We start from the raw sequence: 18143 nt of genomic DNA, 5'->3' as shown, positions 1-18143 counted from the left end.
ATACAAACGTTTAGGAGGCTTTTATTTAAAGATTTGTTTTTAATCGAATCGATTTCGGATGGAAATCAAAGTTATTCATTTAAATCATACATAAGAAAAAACTTCGCGAAATAAACGCAAAGTTTTTTTCTTATGTGTGAGGTTATCCTGGCATCATGGTCGGCCGCCAGGGGTATCCGGAATGCGTGTGCAGTTGACTATCCCTGCTGCAGTCTTATCTGTTAACGGGTAAATACATGATTACCAATAGAGGACAAGGTTGGACGGGATTTGCTCCATGAGGACGTTGCTGTATGCGGATTGTAATAATAAAGGGCTCCGCCTGTAGGGTCCCAACCGTTCAAAGCACTCCGGGCTGCATCGTAGGCCGCCTGATTTGGCTTCAGACTGTACTGGCCATCACGGATAGCGGAAAATTGTCCCGGCTGGAAAATGACTTCGGTAATGCTATCAGGGAAAGCATTGGACTGGACCCGGTTCAAAACTACGGCTCCTACAGCAACTTGTCCTTTAAAGGACTCCCCACGGGCTTCTGCGTAAATAATACGGGCCAGTTGGTCCAAAGTGATCTGTTTTGAGCCTGCCATTTGATTCAGTTTGGCTAACGTGGCGGAATCGGCGCTGCCGGTGACGGAAAGACCATACGCTTTCTGAAAGTCCCGGACCGCCTCTTTAGTAATTTTACCATAATAACCGGTTATTCCTTTCTTGAAATAACCGAGCGAACTGAGTCTCTCCTGCAGATTCAGCACATGCTCGCTTTGGGTACCTATATTGAGTGTCATGGCACCCGCCGGTGAAGCCATGACCATTAAACCCAAAGCACAGGCACTGACAGATAGCGTAATGACTGCTTGTTTTATTTTTTTCATTTGTATCGATTACCCTCCTCTTACTTACTGACGTCAATTGTTGGTGCAATAAACAAACGAAGAACTTATTCTCTGACGATAGACTGACCGCACACGCTTTATTGCAGCAGAGAGACAAAGTAGAAAAAATGCCTGGAAAAACTTTGTCTGCTTATAGCGTTCGGCCCGACAACCATAAAAATTGTCCGTAAGGTTGAAAAAGAGGAAAAAAGGAGGAGGGGGGAGGAAGATATACCTATAAGTTCCGTCACGTAACCATAGCGGACCCATTTTTACCAGGATACGATATGATACGGACCTACAGGCGGTCTATTACATCCTGGTTCAGATCCCGGTAGCAGGTCATATCCTCGCCTAAATATTTGCGAAGGCGAATTTCGATTTCACTTTTTACCAGGCGGATAAGAAGACGCATAGAGCCGGAATAACCGCGGCACAGATAACTGGCGTAAAGCCCTTCCGGTTCGAGCTTTTGCCAAGTCACTTGAATCCCCCTCCGGCGAAATTCGGCACGAAGACGGGTCCATTCTCCGGATGCCTGATCCATTGCGCGGTGAATGACCTTAATATAGGGATCAGGTGTTTTAATCGGACTTTCCCTAACGTAACGGGCATCACGTTCAAATACTGAAAGGACCAGGGGAAGAAGCAGATACTCCTTAATCATCGATAATTCCTGGTGACTGGGAAGCTGGGGTCTGTTTACCGACGGGTCCATGAAATCACTCCTCTATGAAGGAACGTATGTTCTTATTATATACACTTTAGACCCAAAAGTGCCTGTTCCACAAGAGAAAAGAGGAAGCCAAATTTTACATATAAGAATCATTTGACAATAGTCAAAAGCCGTCCCCGATTTTAGGGACGGCTTTCTATACTTTTCCGGATTCGCATTTCTGCTCTTAATTTTTTTGGAAATAACAGACTGAAAGATTTTTATCGTTAACAAGTGTATACTAAAACAAAGAGGGTAGGGAGGTCAGACATTTGTTTCAGCAAAAAATGCCCCTTTACAGCAAAAATCGGCAAAGTGGTATTGCTGCAGTGGAAAGATGGAACGTAGGAGGGATAAACCAATGGGTTATGATGCGGGGGATGGATATCAAAAAACCGCTCCTGCTTTTTTTGCATGGCGGACCCGGTATTGCCCAGATTGGTTTTGCCCGTTCATTCCAGAAGGAACTGGAGGAACATTTTGTCGTGGTCAATTGGGATCAGCGTGGTTCCGGCTTGTCCTTTTCGAAACAAATCTCTCCTGCTTCTATGAACGTGAACCAATTTGTTCAGGATACATTGGAAGTGACCACTAAACTGCTTGAACGTTTTCAGCGGCCGAAGTTGTATCTGGTTGGCCATTCTTGGGGAAGTATCCTTGGCATGCTTGCCATTAAGCAAAAACCGGAATATTTCTATGCATATTATGGTATCGGACAAATCAGTGATATGCTGCAAAACGAGGAATTCTGCTACCAGTATTCCTTGAACGAAGCCCAAAAACGGGGATGGCAAAAGGCCGTCAAAGAGTTGGGTTCACTTGGCCCAAGACCCTTTACTGACCAGAAAAGTCTGAACATTCAGCGGAAATGGCTGGGGCGTCTGGGAGGAATCTATCACGAAGTGAATGTGCCCGCTCTAATGCTTAAAGGCATGCTTGCTTCCAAAGAATACGGCTGGATGGATTTAATCCGATATACGGCAGGAACCTTCTTCTCTACAAAAACAATGTGGCCGGAAATAGCCAAGATAAATGTGGCCGGGAAGGTTCCGGAAGTGAATGTGCCGGTAATCATCAATGCCGGAAAATACGATTACAGTACACCTTCTGAACTTAGCCGGCATTATTATCAGACTCTCCGTGCACCGGACAAGGGATGGTTCTGGTTTGAACGGTCGGGACATTCACCTCATTTCGAGGAGCCGGAGAGGTTTCGGGAGGTTGTACTTTCCACATACCGAACCTACTCTCAATACTGAACCAGGGAACGAGGAGGAAAAGTATGAAAGAAAAAGTCATATTACTTACTTCAGACCAATTTGGCAATGGGGACGCCCTACTAGGGTCTTCTCTATTAGAAACCTTCATGGTGCTGATCAAACAGGAGGCAAATAAACCGGCTGCTGTCTTTTGTTTGAACAAAGGAGTAACCCTGCTTACTGAGAAGTCATTAATTTCCGTTCATCTCAAAGAATTGGCCGATCAGGGGGTGCCCGTACTGGCCTGCAAGACGTGCCTGGATTATTATGGAGTCGGACATGTCCTTACGGTCGGACAAGTATCCAGCATGAAGGAATTCGTTGAACTGGCCCGAAATCATGAGGTTATAACCATTGGATAAGAGATTTTTGCAAACGGCAAGAGCCGGAAACTTCTATGTGGCAGAAGGTTCCGGCTCTTTTTCATTCAACATGGAGGTACACTTGGGGCAACGCGTAGCTTTTACATCAATTTTCGATAAACAATACGGACATTCCTTGGTCGGATCTTCCGCTTTTTCCTCCCGTTCCTCATTTCTACGGAAGTGGTTGATCTGCTTGATTACAACAAAAATAACGAAAGCGACAATCAGGAAGTCCAATACATTATTGATAAACTGCCCATAATTAATCGTTGGGGCTCCGGCCGCTTTGGCCTCTGCCAGAGAATTGTAGTGCGTGTCCGACAGATTAATAAATAAACTGGAAAAGTCCACCTTTCCAAGCAGCAGCCCGATAGGAGGCATAATTACGTCGTTCACAAGGGATGTGACAATTTTGTTGAAGGCAGCTCCGATGATAACACCGACAGTAAGATCAACGACGCTCCCCCGCATAATGAATTTTTTAAATTCTTGTATAAATGACAATGGCTTTACACATCCTTCGTTCAAAATTCTTACCCAGTGTATCAGACACGCCCCGTTTTTTTCAATCCTACGATTAGCCCCCTATCCCTAAAATGAAACAAAGTCCTGCAAATAAATCAGACAGGACTTTGTGTTACCTTGTATGCCATAAAAGCAGACATGCCGGTGGGGGAGGGTCTAATAAACGATCCGCTTATTGAGCCGGACATGCTCGCCATACTTTCGTTGCATAAGTTGACTTTGTTCCATCATGTAATGGTAAATTTCTTTAAGTCGGTGTTTGCGGGGAAGGATGGTTTCTTTGATTTCTCCATTCACCACAACGTCATAAACCAGCATCCCGAATTCTCCTCCTTTCCGTTTTTTACATACTAAATCAATAGTATTAACCAAGGATCAATTTGATGATTGTTTTTTGTAAAATGGACGGCCTGAGATTTTGAATTTGGAGGAGAAATTGGTTCAAAGGAATAGGCCGTATTTTTCAGGTAATACTTTAGGCCTAGTCAAAAGCAGCTATGATAATAATCCGTATAGGGTGACAAAGATTGATTATTTGTTTTTATCACTGTCGGAAACTGCCAGCTTGTGTATAACCTTGTCCACATTATCCACCCTCATCCTGCATAGGTTTTTACAGGTTATCCCCTAATTACACACAGGATATACACATCTGTTTGTGGATAACGGAACGATTGTTCTAGTTTTGACCCCGTGATAATATAATAAAAAATTGGTGTAGAAGGTGATGATTCCCAATGAGAGTGATCAGCGATGAAACGTTGCTAGAATCTTACTGGAAAGCATTAGACCTGCAGCTGGACGTGGATTTTGTCAATTTATTGTTAATGGAGATCAAACGTAGAGATTTGTCGGTAGAAAATAAAGCTTCCAAAGAAATGACCGTTCTATAAAACAGTCGAATCAATTTCATAACTTGGGTTTCCAACAATATTTTATGAAATTGAATCAGTCAGAGAACTACTTCCTTAACGGGATAGGCAAAACTAGCACGGCACTGGCTACAATATACCATATGTATACACTCATGCTGTTCCAGATCAGGAAAGCCGTTCGTTAAGCTAAGTTCCTCTATAGGACGGTACGGGGCATATGGGCCTAGAAAATCATGTAGTCTTCCTCCATCTAAAGTCATGGAACTGCAACGCGGGCAAGACAGAGATAACTGCTTCAATCCATTACAAACTGCGCAATAAGATGATGACAAAAGGCATTCCTCCTTTATCCAAATAGGATTTCAGGAATAGAATGCCCAATAATAAACAGAATTTACATCTTTGATATTAAAATTTCATGTTGCTGCTGTGGCCGGGAGACAGACGCGCATTTGGATCGATATAGACTTTGGCATTATTTATTGCAGTAGGAGCTTCTCCAAAACCAACTGCAATCAATTTTAGTTTTCCCGGATAAGTAGTGATATCTCCGGCGGCAAAAATCCCGGGTACGCTTGTTTCCATGCGGGAATCAACTACGATGGAGCCATTTTCGATATTCAATCCCCATTCAGCAATAGGACCAAGAGATGAGACGAAGCCGAAATTCACTATGACGGCATCCACATCAATATCTATACTTTCTTTTGTTTTGCAGTCGCTTATGGTGACTTTTTCAATAGTATGTGAACCGTGAAGTTTAGTAATTTCTTTTGGAGTAAGCACATTTACCTTGGAATTTATCAAGTTTTCGACACTGTGTTCATGTGCTCTAAATTTATCGCGGCGGTGAATCAGGGTTACCTCTTCAGCAATAGGCTCGAGCATAAGGGCCCAATCGACAGCTGAATCGCCACCACCACTAATCAGTACTTTTTGACCGGCAAATTGGCTCAGGTCATTTACAAAGTAATGAAGATTTTGCTTTTCAAACTGGGGTGCTTCTTCTAAATCAAGACGTCTTGGTTCGAAGGCACCGACACCGCCTGTAATAATAACGGCTCTTGAGAAATGAGTGGTTTTATCCGTAACGATTTCAAAGAGGCGCTCTTCTCGTTTAATGACCTGCAGCACTTTTTCTTCTAAGCGAATGTCGATGGGGAAACGCTGCATCTGGATGGACAAGTTATCTACAAGCCCTTGGGCTGTAACTTTCGGAAAACCTGCTACATCATAGATGTATTTTTCCGGGTAAAGAGCGGCTAGCTGGCCGCCTAATTGAGGCATGCTTTCAATCAATTTTACGGATGCTTGGCGCATACCGCCATAGAAAGAAGCGAACATGCCGGCAGGACCTCCGCCGATGACTAGAATATCGACTATTTCTTCTTTAGGATCATGTTCAGTCACAACTGTTGCACCTCCAATGGGTAAATTCTCCATCCATTATAAACGTACCGTATAAGGAATAAAACCCTCATTTTAGATGTAAACGTTTGTAAATAAGAAAACCCCCTGGTTTATCTAGATAAAAGAGCTAAAAAGGCGGCACTGATGCGGGAATGTAAGGAAACGGGGAAGCTCTCATCAAATTATCCTGGATTTCCCATGAAATAGTCCTTGCTATTTAGAATACATCATAATATTCTTGAATTACCTGTTGTTTTTTCATTGTAAAAAATTCCATACACGATAAAACAATATTGTGCATACTTCCGTACAATAATACTAACAATAAATATTGTCGCTGTATGTGTGATTTTTCACAATGTATATAAACACAATTACGCAGATGGAAGTGAGAAGAAAAATGACTAGTAGAATTCCAAAAATCGTAATTATCGGAGCGGGATATGGCGGTATTGTTACGGCCATTAATCTGCAGAAGAAGTTGAACTCCAATGAGGCAGATGTAGTGCTCATTAACAAGCATGATTATCATTACATTACTACTCAGCTCCATATGCCAGCAGCGGGAACTGATCACGTAGATAATTCCCGTGTAGCGATTTCCAAATTGATTGACGAGTTTAAAGTAGACTTCGTTAAAGCATCGGTTACAGAACTTCGCCCACAGGAAAAAAGTGTCGTTCTGGATGATGGCCGAACAATATCTTATGACTATCTCGTAGTAGGTCTTGGGGGAGAACCCGAAACTTTCGGTATACCCGGCCTGAAAGAAAATTCGTTAAGCATTCGCAGCATTAACAGTGTTCGTCTTATCCGTGAACATATTGAATATCAGTTTGCTCAATACAAACTGAATCAGGAACGTAAAGAACTGCTCACAATTGTGGTTGGCGGAGCAGGCTTCACAGGAGTTGAATTTTTGGGCGAACTCGTGAACCGGGTACCGGAACTTTGCCGTATGTTTGATGTAGATCCATCTTTGGTCCGCATTATTAATGTTGAAGCGGCGCCTACTATGCTTCCAGGTTTTGATCCGGAGCTTGTAGAGTACGGCATGAGACTGCTTGAAGAGAAAGGCGTAACTTTCAAAATCGGGGTAGCTATTAAAGAATGTACAACGGAAGGTGTTCTGATCGCCGGAGATGAATTCATTAAAGCGGGAACAGTAGTTTGGACAGGCGGTATCCGCGGCAACCATTTGCTGGAGGAAGCCGGATTTGAAACAGCCCGCGGCAGAATTAAAGTGGATCCTTATCTGAAAGCCCCTGGCCATGATAATATCTTTATTATAGGCGACTGCTCTCTGGTAATAAATCCGGAAGGAAGACCTTATCCGCCTACAGCCCAAATTGCAACCCAACAAGGAGAAAATTGTGCATATAACCTGGTAGCCACTATCCGTAATAAGGAACTGAAAGAATTCCAATACATTAACCGTGGTACTGTCGCTTCTCTTGGCAAAAAAGATGCTATCGGCGTGGTGGGAAGCAAAAAAATAAAAGGAAGCTTCGCCTCCTTTATGAAACGCGTCATCGAATGGCGCTATCTTTATACAATTGGCGGAATTCCATTGGTTCTGAAAAAAGGGATCTTTACGAAATAAGGAACAGTTTTGGGCTCTCATACGAGAGCCCTTAGCGTATAGACAAAATGCGGCTTTATATTGCCTATTCTACTTAATCAAATTTTCCTACTGTCCGGAGATATCCGGCAGGACATTGGATGACCGGAAGAGAGGAGCCCTTTCATGCGTCACTGCAGTGTGCAGGTAAGAGGATTATTGGAACGATCCGAGCTTGACCGCTATAATAATCTGATTGAAGTGGGACATTATCTTGAGTCTCATCATCGCCACGATCTGTCCGCTATTGTACAGAAAGAAATCGATATTCTGATAATGCCGGCCATTGAACGGTTGAAAGAGAAAAGCCGTCAAAGAGACAGGGAAACTGAAGATTTTCTGCGCCGCAAGGAGATGGAGGCAGCTCTTTATGCATTGGAGAAAGAAGGGGAAGAATGATTTCCCGAAATAAAAACGCCTTGCCCGGTCTATAAGCCGGCAGGGCGTTTATTAAATCTTTAAAGGCTTAGCATAGCGGAGATTTTGTCTGGAGTCAGCAGGTTGCCTACATAGAAATCCCCGAATTCTCCGTAACGTGCGCTTACTTCATCAAAGCGCATTTCGTAAACCAGTTTTTTGAACTGAAGAGCATCGTCGGCAAACAGGGTAACTCCCCATTCCCAGGCATCAAATCCTACGGAACCGGTAATGATCTGTTTCACTTTGCCTGCATAACTTCGTCCAATCATTCCGTGACTGCGCATCAAGGCCCGGCGGTCATCCATGCTAAGCATGTACCAGTTATCGTTGCCTTCCCGGCGTTTATTCATCGGGTAAAAACAGATATGGCGGCTTTTCGGAAGTGCAGGCTTTAATCTGGCTACCACTTCGGGATTTTCCATGGGATCGGTTCCGGGCTTGGCCATATAATTGCTAAGCTCTACCACGGACACATAAGAATATGAAGGAATCGTAAAAGAAGCAAGAACTGATTTATTGAAAGTTGTCTCCAGTTCATTCAGTTCCTCCAAGGTTTCGCGCAGATGCATAAAAACAAGATCAGCTTTCTGTCCAACAATGCTGTAGACAGCAGTACTGCCTTGTTTCCCATCTTCTATGCGCTGCCATTCATGCAGGAAGGTATGCAGTTCTAGCTCTGCCTGCTTTCGCAGCTCACCGGGGGCTTCTTTCCACGCGTTCCAATCTATCAAACGGAAATCGTGAAGGGCATACCAACCCTCTAACGTTTGAACAGCTTCATTCATGCCTGGCACACTCCTTTGCTTACTTGCCTGTTTGTCTACATTGTAACGAATTCATACATACAGGGCAAATGAACAGTTTATGACTGTGAAAAAATTCATTGACTGGACACTTTATTCTTTGAATGGAATGTTTTACAATCAGAATGGAAGAAACCAAAGGGGTTGATTCAGTTTTGATTCAGTTGGTGATCGTTACCGTTCTGTTGTTTGTTTTGTTCTTCGGGCTTGGCTTTATTCTCAATATGCTGATTAAAACGACCTGGCTTCCTATTTATATGTATTTTTTGCTGGTGGGGGGAATGATCGTATATTGGGGGGTCAAGTCCGGTTTTGCAGCCACGTTCGAGGATATCACATTTGTGGATTTGGTCCCGGCGGCAGGCGGCTTGGTCGGTGCCGTACTTAGCGGCAAAGCGATCAAAACATTACGTATTAAGGGGTACAAAATGTTTTAAACCTGAACGGAAAATCAGGGTTAAAGCCAGCGGATAGAAGGTTTTCCCTGGTTTCAAAAGCACTAAACAGCCATTTTCTAAATAAACCTGTCTTTCGCGTATCCAGTTCATGGCGTAATAGTATGAAATGGTTTCAGGATAGGTTTATTTTTCTTTTCGTAGACTGTCGAGATTTGTGGTAAAATGAAGACCAGTAACTTTTGAACGGACGGAGTAGGATAAAATGCGTATCTCAAATATGCTGCACTTTACGGAAAATCACCGGTTTTACGTATTCCGGGATTTCTCTTTGAGGAGCCTGGAATATAAGATGCTGACAATGATCTATCAACCGATGATAGGCGGGTTGGCTATAAGCGTTTACCATACTCTCTATCAGCAGCTGCAAGGCGACCAGGTAGGATACAGCCCGCTGGAGCAGCAGAGACGTTTATTTTTTGCTATGGACATAGATCCCGGCGAACGGGGAAGGAAGATGTTCATAGAACAGGCTTCCAAGCTGGAGGCAGTAGGTCTTTTGCAAACATGCCGCAAGTTTGTGTCGGAAGATGAGGATTATTTATATGCATATACACTCTTTCGGCCACTAAGCCCTCCTGAATTTTTCCAAAACCAGCACTTGACACTTCTTTTACGTGATAAAGTTGGCAAATATATGCTTTTATCTTTACGGGACGAGCTGCTGCTGGATGAGGCCCCGGAATTGAAAACAGCCAATAGTGAGAACATTTCTGTTCCTTTCTATGATATTTTCCGTTTAAATACCCAAACGATTGATTACGAGTTAGAACAGGTACTGTACGAGTCTTCGGCAGCAAGACAGATGGAACGGATGGATGTTGTATCCAAGGGATTTCAATTCGCCGACATTCTGATGCGTTTTCCGCGCGGTTCCCGGAACCGGGTTTATGTGGAGGATTTGAAAAACCGTCCCGAGCATATGATTTCTATTAATCTGGTGGCCCGTAAATATAACCTGACGCTGCAGGAGACATGCCGGCTTTTGGATGAGGACGGCATGTTTACGGAAGAAGGAGAACTGCTGGTCGACGGGCTTCAATATAAGGCAAATCTCTATTACCGGCAGGGCAAAAAGAGAGAGGAAGAACGGGAAAGATCCATATCCCGTGCCGCAGAACTGACCGTAATACAAGGGAAGGATAGAGAAGGGGAAACGGAGCAATCTGTTCAGATGGAATATTATCTGGCTGTTCCCCAGCTACTGCAGGGAGAGTGTAATGATCATCAGTACAATTATATTTTAAAAAATGAACCCTACACTTTTGTGCTTAAAAAGTTTTTTCCTCATGGTTCTGTACCGGATGGGGTAATGGATATTTTCGAGAAGATAGATTTAAATTATAAGTTGAAAGAAGAAGTAATTAATGTTCTGATTCATTATATATATGTGGACCGGCGATCCTGGACCAAGGCTTCTATTGAAGCGGTTGCTTCCGATATGCTTGGCAAACAGATACTAACTTATGAGCAGGCAGTAGAGTATGTCCGGGAGCGTCAACGGTACAAGGAACAGGCTGCCGCCAAGGCGGCTGCTGCGAAGAACAAGGGCCGTGGAGGCAGAAATACAAGAGGACAGACGAAGCAGCAAAAGCCGCAGATTCCGATCGTGCAGCCAGCTGTACAGCAGGCTGAGCTGACTGATGAAGAATTGCAGCGTATTATCCAGAAAGCTAGGAGACTAGATGAGAAGTTTAAATAAAGAAAAAAACGGATTGGAGGTAGCCGATATGGAATCTTTGGCGGACATGCTTAAGCAGATGCCCGGGGTTCTTAGGAAGGAAGCAGAAGAGAAAGTACGTACACTATTGTCTGATCCGAAGATACGGAAACTGCGATCCGAACATCCTGAATTGGATGAGTTTACTCTTAAAGTGAATATGAATCGCTTATATCAATATGTGAAAGAAACCGGTAACTGTGAGCAGTGTCCCGGTCTGGACTGCTGTCCTAATGATCTGGCCGGTCATTGCACCCATTTGCAGATTGAACATAGTGGTGGCCATACGCTCATTGATGAGGAAAAAGTGGCTTGTCCCAAGTTCCTGGCCCGGCAGTCACAAGAAGCGGTTCGCCGGCGGATCCGTACCTTTCATATTGATGAAAGCATCTTGCGAAGGGAGCATTCGTTTGAAGATATTGTAAGTGTAGATTATCAAAGGGCCAAAGCAGTCGAGACCATTACAGATTATATTGAGAAAACGACAGAGGAAGGTTTACAGACCAAGGGATTATATCTCCAGGGTAATTTCGGGACAGGCAAGACCTTTCTGATGTGTTATATGCTGCATCAGCTAGCGAAAAAAGGGTTTACCAGTGCGATCGTATATATGCCTGATTTTGCTGAAGATCTTAAAGGAATGTTTAATGAGCCCCATACATTAAAAAATACCATTGAAATGATAAAAAATACAGACCTGCTTGTGTTTGACGATATCGGGGCGGAGAACCTGAATCCATGGCTGAGGGATCATGTGATCGGAGCCATCTTAAACAGCAGGATGAACCGCAAACCGACATTTTTTACCTCCAATTACAATTTGGACAGCCTGGAGCAGCATTTCAGCTTTACGAACAAGGATGGGGATGAAGAATATAAAGGCCGGAGAATCATGGACCGCATCCGCCATTATGTTCAGGTGGTAGAAGTAAACGGCCATAACAAACGGGCGCAGTAATATTAAGGTGAACGGTCCAAATAACCAATTATGACAAAAGGCGTCTTTCTGTTGGAGAAAGACGCCTTTATTGTTAGCAAACCGGCTGCCGGGAGGATCAAAGTTACTTATGGAACAACCCATATACCTGGCATACGCTTACAACTGTTTCAGCTCTTCTAATTCATTTGTCACCCGTTCAACCATCTGTACGAAAGAAATAAGCTCCTGGGAGCTTGCAGCCTGCGAACGGGCGTATTGGGTCGTGCGTTCTGATTCAGAATTGACCTTATTTAATATTTCATTTATACTTTGCAGCTTGTCCTGAATGCTTTCCAGTGCTTCTTTCGAACGGGATGCCAATTTGCGCACCTCATTGGCCACAACTTCAAAGCCCCGGCCCTGTTCACCTGCTCTGGCAGCTTCAATAGCGGCATTAAGCCCAAGAAGATGGGTTTGCTCAGAGATTTCCTTCATCAGTGTGCCCATCGCTTGAATATCCTCGACTTCGTGGCTCAGGTTATGGATCATGCCGTGGCTTTTTTCCTGAGAGGCGGCAGCTTGTGCGGCTGTTTCGGCAACAATCTGACTGTTGCTGCTCAGTTCTATCATCATGGCAGCAAGATCCTGAACTGCTTTGGAAATTCCGGTAATAAGCTCTTCCTGTTCGTCTACGAGCCGTTCAATCCTGGCTTTTTCATCGTGAACATAAGCTTCAAGCACAAGCTGGGAGTCCAGATTAAACATTTTAGTGAGTGCATAGGTGACCTCCAGCCAATTTTCCGGAATGATTTCTTTAAAATAGGCGGTGGAAAGATCCAAATAAAGCAGATAAGTACCTAAATACCAATCGGTAGTCAATCCGATTCTGGAATGGACATGTCCGATTTTAAGCCTTCCGTCTATGTATGCTTGGTCCACGATTCCTGATGCCATGGATAAAAAGTACCAACGTTGGGTTTGCTTCAGACTTTCTAATGTGCTGTATTTAAAAATTAGCTCCTTTAATTCCGGCACCTCAATAAGCCGTTCATACAGCAAATCGACCAATCCGTCGACAATTTGTCCAAAAGCTTGTTCATGCTTCTTCAGCAAAGCCAAATCATCATCTGTCAAACCGATGAAATTGATGAGCTTCTGTCTTTGTTCCGTTAATTGAATCAATGTTTGGACCCCAATCTTTTTTAAAATAGATAATTTGTACACTAACAGAAAAGACCTCCTACCGGATTTCATCACAGGGAGGTCTCTCTTGAATTGTTGAATCAACCTGCAAACAGTTTAATGACTACTGCAGCAATGAAAATAAGCATCAGAACACCAAAAAATACGCCAAAACCAACAGCGGTGTCTATAAAATCATTGCGGGGCTCTTCATTCACATGAAGTTCAGCACGGTTCACTTGTTCACTCATGGATTGCTCCTCCTTACTTCCATTACAAGTATAGTAACTTCTCTTATTTTACCGGAACAACTTCATTTACATTAAGTCTTAGCTGAAACAATTCATAGTATGAAATTGATTCAGCTGCATAATTTTAGTAAATCATATGGGATGTTTTTTGTAAAGATGGAGAAGGTGACAAATAGATTAAAAATCCAGATATCCCCATATGGAACTTGAAAGCTGCAAGCCAGTTCGTTTGAAAATAGGGGTCTTTGTGGTATACTTACGTTATTGACCGAGTTAAAGGAGGATCTTGCATGGCTATTGTCAATGTTACCGACCAAACCTTCAAGGCCGAAGTTGAGGGTTCCGGTACTGTATTAGTTGATTTCTGGGCACCATGGTGCGGACCTTGTAAAATGATTGCACCTGTGCTTGAAGAATTGGATAAAGAAGTGGATACCAAGATTGCTAAAGTAAATGTGGATGAGAATCCGGAATCCGCTTCCCGTTTTGGAGTGATGAGCATCCCTACCTTGATCGTTTTTAAAGAGGGTCAACCGGTAGATAAAGCAGTGGGCGTACAGTCCAAAGATCAACTGATCAATCTGCTGTCCCGCCATCAGTAATGTTAGGCCAAAAGGAGCTCTTTTTCTGCCGTGCCGGAAAAGGAGCTTTTTTGTGCAAAAATAAGAAGAGAAATGAACATAGATAAACCGCCATGTAAAAAGAGGAGAAGCCAGGAAAGGGGGACTAAGGTATGACCCAGCATGAAGATCCGAAGGAGCGCGGAAAAAGTACGGAACTGATTCGTAACAAGCTGGCGCTGCTGCCGGATCAGCCCGGTTGTTATTTGATGAAAAACAAAGATGGCGTCATCATTTATGTCGGAAAAGCAAAAGTATTGAAGAACCGGGTCCGGTCTTATTTTACAGGCAGTCATGACGGGAAGACGCAGCGGCTTGTTTCTGAAATCCGTGATTTTGAATACATTGTAACCTCCAGCAATATTGAGGCCCTCATTCTGGAATGCAACTTAATCAAAAAGCACCGGCCCCGTTATAATGTTCTATTAAAAGATGATAAATCGTTCCCTTATATTAAAATCACCCATGAAGAACATCCTAGGCTTGAGGTAACGCGAAAGATCGTGAAAGATAGGGGCAAATACTTCGGTCCTTATCCCAACGCATATGCTGCACAGGAAACCAAAAAGCTGCTGGACCGTCTTTATCCGCTGCGCAAATGCAAGCATATGCCGGACCGGGTATGCCTGTATTACCATATGGGACAATGCCTGGCTCCTTGCGTGTACGATGTCACAAAGGAGCAAAACGAAGAGATGATTCAAGGGATTACCCGCTTTTTGAACGGCGGACATGAGGAAATCAAGCGGGATCTGACAGCCAAAATGCACGCAGCTGCCGAAGAATTAAACTTCGAGCGGGCAAAGGAATTACGGGATCAAATTGCGTATATTGAAGCTGTTATGGAAAAGCAGAAGATTACTATGGCTGACCATGTGGACCGGGATGTGTTTGGTTATTCTACCGATAAGGGTTGGATGTGCGTCCAGATCTTATATATGCGGCAAGGCAAGCTGATTGAACGGCATGTCTCGATGTTTCCTTTTTACGGGGATGAGTATGAGGACTTTATAACCTATGTGACCCAGGCATATAGTGATAATCCGGCATTGCCAAAAGAAATCTTTCTGCCTCTTCGAAACAAGGCCGGGGAACAGAAAGCGGGGGAATCGCACGAGATTTCCGGGAAAGATTCTTTTATTGAGGCTTTGCAAAAAGAGGATGAATTTCAAAAAGAGCATCCCCGCGAACAGGAGGGGCCCGTTTTACCTTCGGATGCAGAGGAAGGCATGGTTAAGGAAGCGCTGGAATCCTGGCTGGGTGTTAGAGTACATTTTCCCCAGAGAGGCCTTAAGAAGCAGATGGTTGAGATGGCTGCAAACAATGCCCGTGTGGCACTGGAGGAAAAATTCCGCCTGATTGAACGGGATGAGAAACGGACAATCAAGGCGGTTGAAAACCTTGGAGAGTGGATAGGAACCGGATATGTCCGACGCATTGAAGCCTTTGATAATTCCAACATCCAGGGGGCGGACCCTGTCGCGGCTATGGTTGTATTCATCGATGGGAAACCGGAACGAAAAGAATACCGGAAGTTCAAAATCAAGACGGTCCAGGGACCGGATGATTATTCGTCGATGCGGGAGGTTATTCGCAGGCGTTATGAGCGTGTCCTAAAGGATGGGCTCGAAATGCCGGATTTAATTATCGTGGACGGAGGCAAGGGGCAGATTTCCGCCGCCATAGATATTCTTGAGAACGAACTTGGCCTCTACATTCCCGTTTGCGGATTATCCAAAGACATAAAACATAAAACAGCCCAGCTGTTAATGGGAGATCCGGCCGAGGTTGTTCCAATTCCAAGGGACAGCCAGGAATTTTATTTACTGAACCGCATTCAGGATGAAGTGCACCGTTTTGCCATTACTTTCCACCGCGAACGAAGGGCAAAATCGATGGTCCAATCCCAATTAGATGCCATCCCAGGCATTGGGGAAAAACGCCGTAAGCTGCTGCTCAAACATTTTGGTTCCGTCAAAAAAATCAAAGAGGCGAAAGTCGAAGACTTCCGCCCCATCGGGATCGGAGACAAATTGGCGGCACAGATTTTGACATCCCTGAATGGAAATATGGATACTCCAACAGGGGATTAGGGGCATGGATAAGAGAAAGAGCAGCTTCCCTCCTATTGAAGGATGGTGAAGGATGCTTGTTGTTAATAGACGAATACAAAGACTTACCGTCTAAAGACTGCAAAACGGATTCCTTTCAACAGCCATTTATGAAAAAGCCAAAGGACTCCTGCCACAAGAGCAGGGAGGATCATGTAGAAGATTCCCCCGAAGAGGGATGCATCATTGCCCACCGTCATCAAATATAATCCCATAAGTGTACTGTCCATGGCCGCATGGGCAAACAGGGCTGTAAAAAAGCCGAATTTCAAAAACGCATAACCAAATACGATGCCTAAAATGGTGACTTCGATCAACCGGGTGTAAACAGGAAATACCGGGTACTGAGTATGACCGGCAGCCCAAATGATGCTGGGCACCAGTATAGCTATAAAGTTGTTTCTAAACAGCTTTTTAAACAAAATGATACCGAAGAGCCGAAATGTTGCCTCCTCTGAAATAGCGGCTACCCAGGCCATTAAAGGATAGATGCACGGATTCAACATATTCAGAGGAGAATCGCCCGGGTCGCTGACAGACCATACGTGGAAGTTTTTATCGGCTATAAAAAACAGGAGCTGCTGTAGGCCCATCAAAAACAAGCAGAGTAAATATCCCCTTCCCATGCCGCTAAGAACTTCATTACCAAAGTTTCTGTCTTTCCACCTTGGTATTGGTCTCCATCCTTGTTCTTGCCACATCTGATTACCTGCAAGAAGAAGGAAATACAGGAAAACAGCTATCACAATTATCAGCATGTTCATTAGCAGAACGGAAAACATACTTTCCCATCCTGCCGCAAAATGCCCTTTATATACTTTGTAGGTCGGATACAAATTGACATTGTTGAGAGAATACAGAACAAGATAGACGGTGCATAAAAGGACCCCGCGATGAAATGCAATTTGCCGGCGCTTTAAAATGACATAAATAACAGCCGAAATAGTCATTCCGATATTGAGCAGCATGCTGATTAAAGTCATTGTACCCGCGGTATCCGTTTGTGAGTCCATCCACTTTATAAACGAATCCGGGATTGCGAAATCAGGTGAAACTCCTGCAATCATATTGTGATCCAACTGAACCTGAATTCTCAGGTGAGCCCCTCCAATCGACGGCTGCTGTTGTTCGAAAACCAGATCCGCTTCGGGCGTGCTTAGTCCGGTGAGTTTAAATTGCTCCTGCGGCCAGCCCATATCTTGAATGGCTTTGCGCCCTATGGTTTCTGCTTGGTCTTCCGTAGGGGGATCTAACTGATCAGGTTTGGAATACCAACCCACCACGGCCCCTGTCTGAAAATCCACTTTTACTTCAAATTGTCTGCCATCCGCCCCGTCAATGACCTGAATCAAATAATATTCAAGAGGGAACTTTTCTTTAAAATCCTCGTAAGATCCAGTAAGATTCTCCTTCTGGATATACCCGCTGAGGTTTGACTCTGATTGATACACAGTGTAGGTTACGGGATTTTCCAGGAACATTTGTTTATCGTTCAGGAAAATCACGGCTTTATCCGCGGCTTCTTTCTTGGAAAGAAGCGGACTGTTTTCATACATATAGGCTTCATCATCTATTTCGTCCGCAGGGGGTATAAAGGCCACTGATAAGTAGAGAATAATACCTATAATAGCGAGAAAAACAAGATAGCGGTTGCCGGGTTTGATTTTCATAGAAAAGCTCCTTAAAATGAAGAGTTTCATCCTAAAGTTATCATAGAATGTGTAAGGATGCCAGCGCATGCCTCAGCGTTTCAAACAAGGTGATTTAACGGCTATTTTCGCTGGATTTCGGTCAATAATGACTTTGTGTCCGGTAGAAAAGACATATATAATTCAATCATTCAAATATATAAGCTGAATTTCAATAGTAAAACGGGGGAACCATTTAATTGGGGTGAATTTCGCCGGGTATACCTAAGTATACACATTGTGCAGAAATGCGCATAGACCGGTGAATAGGGTGACCTATGCATCCGAATCCGTCAGCTAACCTCGTAGGCTTTGCATGGGGAACCATACCG

Annotated in this window: 18 protein-coding genes, 2 pseudogenes and 1 riboswitch; of the genes and pseudogenes, 10 read left to right on the top strand and 10 right to left on the bottom strand. The window is 43.9% G+C overall.

Translation table 11 applies throughout. The features are described 5' to 3' along the window. Positions 1 to 221 precede the first annotated feature (221 nt). Positions 222 to 863: a cell wall hydrolase gene (locus tag BXP28_RS10945; RefSeq protein ID WP_374049677.1), complete on the bottom strand. Its 642-nt coding sequence runs from the start codon at positions 861 to 863 to the stop codon at positions 222 to 224. A 307-nt stretch (positions 864 to 1170) separates the two neighbouring features. Then, on the bottom strand, positions 1171 to 1590 hold the full coding sequence (locus tag BXP28_RS10940; protein ID WP_024094859.1) for a YhjD family protein: 420 nt from the start codon (positions 1588 to 1590) through the stop codon (positions 1171 to 1173). Between the two features lie 269 nt (positions 1591 to 1859). Between BXP28_RS10940 and BXP28_RS10935 the strand changes: the two genes are divergently transcribed. Beyond that, positions 1860 to 2846, top strand: coding sequence for an alpha/beta fold hydrolase (locus BXP28_RS10935; protein WP_023483294.1), 987 nt, complete (start codon positions 1860 to 1862; stop codon positions 2844 to 2846). A gap of 23 nt (positions 2847 to 2869) precedes the next feature. Continuing rightward, a complete protein-coding gene (locus tag BXP28_RS10930) occupies positions 2870 to 3208 on the top strand; it encodes a DsrE family protein (RefSeq protein ID WP_036654865.1) in 339 nt (112 codons plus the stop codon). A gap of 33 nt (positions 3209 to 3241) precedes the next feature. Here the strand turns inward: BXP28_RS10930 and mscL are convergent, their stop codons facing one another. Both mscL and BXP28_RS10920 read right to left on the bottom strand, forming a co-directional pair. Next, positions 3242 to 3682 carry a large conductance mechanosensitive channel protein MscL gene (gene mscL / locus BXP28_RS10925; RefSeq protein ID WP_023483295.1) on the bottom strand — a complete coding sequence of 147 codons (441 nt, stop codon included), beginning with the start codon at positions 3680 to 3682 and terminating at the stop codon, positions 3242 to 3244. A gap of 210 nt (positions 3683 to 3892) precedes the next feature. After that, a complete protein-coding gene (locus BXP28_RS10920) occupies positions 3893 to 4054 on the bottom strand; it encodes a hypothetical protein (RefSeq protein WP_036654863.1) in 162 nt (53 codons plus the stop codon). 419 nt (positions 4055 to 4473) lie between these two features. Here BXP28_RS10920 and sda point away from each other — a divergent pair, with 419 nt between their 5' ends. Beyond that, on the top strand, positions 4474 to 4629 hold the full coding sequence (gene sda / locus BXP28_RS10915; RefSeq protein ID WP_024094855.1) for a sporulation histidine kinase inhibitor Sda: 156 nt from the start codon (positions 4474 to 4476) through the stop codon (positions 4627 to 4629). A 390-nt stretch (positions 4630 to 5019) separates the two neighbouring features. Here the strand turns inward: sda and BXP28_RS10905 are convergent, their stop codons facing one another. Next, positions 5020 to 5955 (bottom strand): NAD(P)/FAD-dependent oxidoreductase, encoded by a 936-nt coding sequence (locus tag BXP28_RS10905; protein WP_230460810.1) that lies wholly within the window; start codon positions 5953 to 5955, stop codon positions 5020 to 5022. Positions 5956 to 6421: 466 nt separating this feature from the next. On the opposite strand from BXP28_RS10905, the gene BXP28_RS10900 reads away from it, so the two are divergent. Beyond that, a complete protein-coding gene (locus BXP28_RS10900; RefSeq protein ID WP_036654862.1) occupies positions 6422 to 7624 on the top strand; it encodes an NAD(P)/FAD-dependent oxidoreductase in 1203 nt (400 codons plus the stop codon). 144 nt (positions 7625 to 7768) lie between these two features. After that, positions 7769 to 8041: a hypothetical protein gene (locus BXP28_RS10895; protein ID WP_024094851.1), complete on the top strand. Its 273-nt coding sequence runs from the start codon at positions 7769 to 7771 to the stop codon at positions 8039 to 8041. Positions 8042 to 8100: 59 nt separating this feature from the next. On the opposite strand, the gene hemQ is transcribed toward BXP28_RS10895, so the two are convergent. Further along, positions 8101 to 8847: a hydrogen peroxide-dependent heme synthase gene (gene hemQ, locus BXP28_RS10890; protein WP_023483298.1), complete on the bottom strand. Its 747-nt coding sequence runs from the start codon at positions 8845 to 8847 to the stop codon at positions 8101 to 8103. Positions 8848 to 9020: 173 nt separating this feature from the next. On the opposite strand from hemQ, the gene BXP28_RS10885 reads away from it, so the two are divergent. The 3 genes from BXP28_RS10885 to dnaI all read left to right on the top strand — a co-directional run bounded on the left by BXP28_RS10885 (position 9021) and on the right by dnaI (position 11998). Then, positions 9021 to 9302, top strand: a complete 282-nt coding sequence (locus tag BXP28_RS10885) for a YuiB family protein (protein WP_036656917.1) — start codon at positions 9021 to 9023, stop codon at positions 9300 to 9302. Positions 9303 to 9525: 223 nt separating this feature from the next. Continuing rightward, the gene (locus BXP28_RS10880; RefSeq protein ID WP_023483300.1) at positions 9526 to 11022 is read left to right on the top strand and encodes a replication initiation and membrane attachment family protein; all 1497 of its coding nucleotides are present in this window, start codon (positions 9526 to 9528) and stop codon (positions 11020 to 11022) included. A gap of 28 nt (positions 11023 to 11050) precedes the next feature. After that, a complete protein-coding gene (dnaI, locus tag BXP28_RS10875; RefSeq protein ID WP_036656916.1) occupies positions 11051 to 11998 on the top strand; it encodes a primosomal protein DnaI in 948 nt (315 codons plus the stop codon). Positions 11999 to 12136: 138 nt separating this feature from the next. Here dnaI and BXP28_RS25575 read toward each other — a convergent pair. The 3 genes and pseudogenes from BXP28_RS25575 to BXP28_RS10865 form a co-directional block, all read right to left on the bottom strand. Continuing rightward, a pseudogene (locus BXP28_RS25575) lies at positions 12137 to 12445 on the bottom strand (methyl-accepting chemotaxis protein); the annotation flags it as partial. Between the two features lie 285 nt (positions 12446 to 12730). Then, positions 12731 to 13213 (bottom strand): annotated as a pseudogene (locus tag BXP28_RS25570) (protoglobin domain-containing protein); the annotation flags it as partial. 29 nt (positions 13214 to 13242) lie between these two features. Continuing rightward, a complete protein-coding gene (locus BXP28_RS10865; RefSeq protein ID WP_024094847.1) occupies positions 13243 to 13392 on the bottom strand; it encodes a YqzM family protein in 150 nt (49 codons plus the stop codon). A gap of 290 nt (positions 13393 to 13682) precedes the next feature. Here BXP28_RS10865 and trxA point away from each other — a divergent pair, with 290 nt between their 5' ends. Both trxA and uvrC read left to right on the top strand, forming a co-directional pair. Further along, on the top strand, positions 13683 to 13994 hold the full coding sequence (gene trxA / locus BXP28_RS10860; protein ID WP_023483303.1) for a thioredoxin: 312 nt from the start codon (positions 13683 to 13685) through the stop codon (positions 13992 to 13994). A 131-nt stretch (positions 13995 to 14125) separates the two neighbouring features. Further along, entirely contained in the window at positions 14126 to 16105 is a 1980-nt protein-coding gene (uvrC, locus tag BXP28_RS10855) for an excinuclease ABC subunit UvrC (RefSeq protein ID WP_023483304.1), read from the top strand. An 83-nt stretch (positions 16106 to 16188) separates the two neighbouring features. Here uvrC and BXP28_RS10850 read toward each other — a convergent pair whose 3' ends face one another. Beyond that, a complete protein-coding gene (locus BXP28_RS10850) occupies positions 16189 to 17793 on the bottom strand; it encodes a CPBP family intramembrane glutamic endopeptidase (RefSeq protein ID WP_023483305.1) in 1605 nt (534 codons plus the stop codon). 171 nt (positions 17794 to 17964) lie between these two features. Then, positions 17965 to 18138, top strand: a riboswitch (cyclic di-AMP (ydaO/yuaA leader). Positions 18139 to 18143: the final 5 nt, after the last annotated feature.

The sequence above is a fragment of the Paenibacillus larvae subsp. larvae genome (assembly GCF_002003265.1).
GTDB classification, from domain to species: Bacteria; Bacillota; Bacilli; order Paenibacillales; family NBRC-103111; genus Paenibacillus_H; species Paenibacillus_H larvae.
The sequence above is the reverse complement of the archived record's forward strand: the minus strand, read 5'-3'. Positions and strand labels throughout refer to the sequence as shown.

Excerpts from the sequence above, each read along its gene's own strand:
- BXP28_RS10940 (WP_024094859.1), bottom strand. The coding sequence starts at position 1,590 with ATGGACCCGTCGGTAAACAGACCCCAGCTTCCCAGTCACCAGGAATTA.
- BXP28_RS10930 (WP_036654865.1), top strand. The coding sequence starts at position 2,870 with ATGAAAGAAAAAGTCATATTACTTACTTCAGACCAATTTGGCAATGGG.
- mscL (WP_023483295.1), bottom strand. The coding sequence starts at position 3,682 with ATGCGGGGGAGCGTCGTTGATCTTACTGTCGGTGTTATCATCGGAGCT.
- BXP28_RS10920 (WP_036654863.1), bottom strand. The coding sequence starts at position 4,054 with ATGCTGGTTTATGACGTTGTGGTGAATGGAGAAATCAAAGAAACCATC.
- sda (WP_024094855.1), top strand. The coding sequence starts at position 4,474 with ATGAGAGTGATCAGCGATGAAACGTTGCTAGAATCTTACTGGAAAGCA.
- BXP28_RS10905 (WP_230460810.1), bottom strand. The coding sequence starts at position 5,955 with ATGTTCGCTTCTTTCTATGGCGGTATGCGCCAAGCATCCGTAAAATTG.
- BXP28_RS10900 (WP_036654862.1), top strand. The coding sequence starts at position 6,422 with ATGACTAGTAGAATTCCAAAAATCGTAATTATCGGAGCGGGATATGGC.
- BXP28_RS10895 (WP_024094851.1), top strand. The coding sequence starts at position 7,769 with ATGCGTCACTGCAGTGTGCAGGTAAGAGGATTATTGGAACGATCCGAG.
- hemQ (WP_023483298.1), bottom strand. The coding sequence starts at position 8,847 with ATGAATGAAGCTGTTCAAACGTTAGAGGGTTGGTATGCCCTTCACGAT.
- BXP28_RS10880 (WP_023483300.1), top strand. The coding sequence starts at position 9,526 with ATGCGTATCTCAAATATGCTGCACTTTACGGAAAATCACCGGTTTTAC.
- dnaI (WP_036656916.1), top strand. The coding sequence starts at position 11,051 with ATGGAATCTTTGGCGGACATGCTTAAGCAGATGCCCGGGGTTCTTAGG.
- BXP28_RS10865 (WP_024094847.1), bottom strand. The coding sequence starts at position 13,392 with ATGAGTGAACAAGTGAACCGTGCTGAACTTCATGTGAATGAAGAGCCC.
- trxA (WP_023483303.1), top strand. The coding sequence starts at position 13,683 with ATGGCTATTGTCAATGTTACCGACCAAACCTTCAAGGCCGAAGTTGAG.
- uvrC (WP_023483304.1), top strand. The coding sequence starts at position 14,126 with ATGACCCAGCATGAAGATCCGAAGGAGCGCGGAAAAAGTACGGAACTG.
- BXP28_RS10850 (WP_023483305.1), bottom strand. The coding sequence starts at position 17,793 with ATGAAAATCAAACCCGGCAACCGCTATCTTGTTTTTCTCGCTATTATA.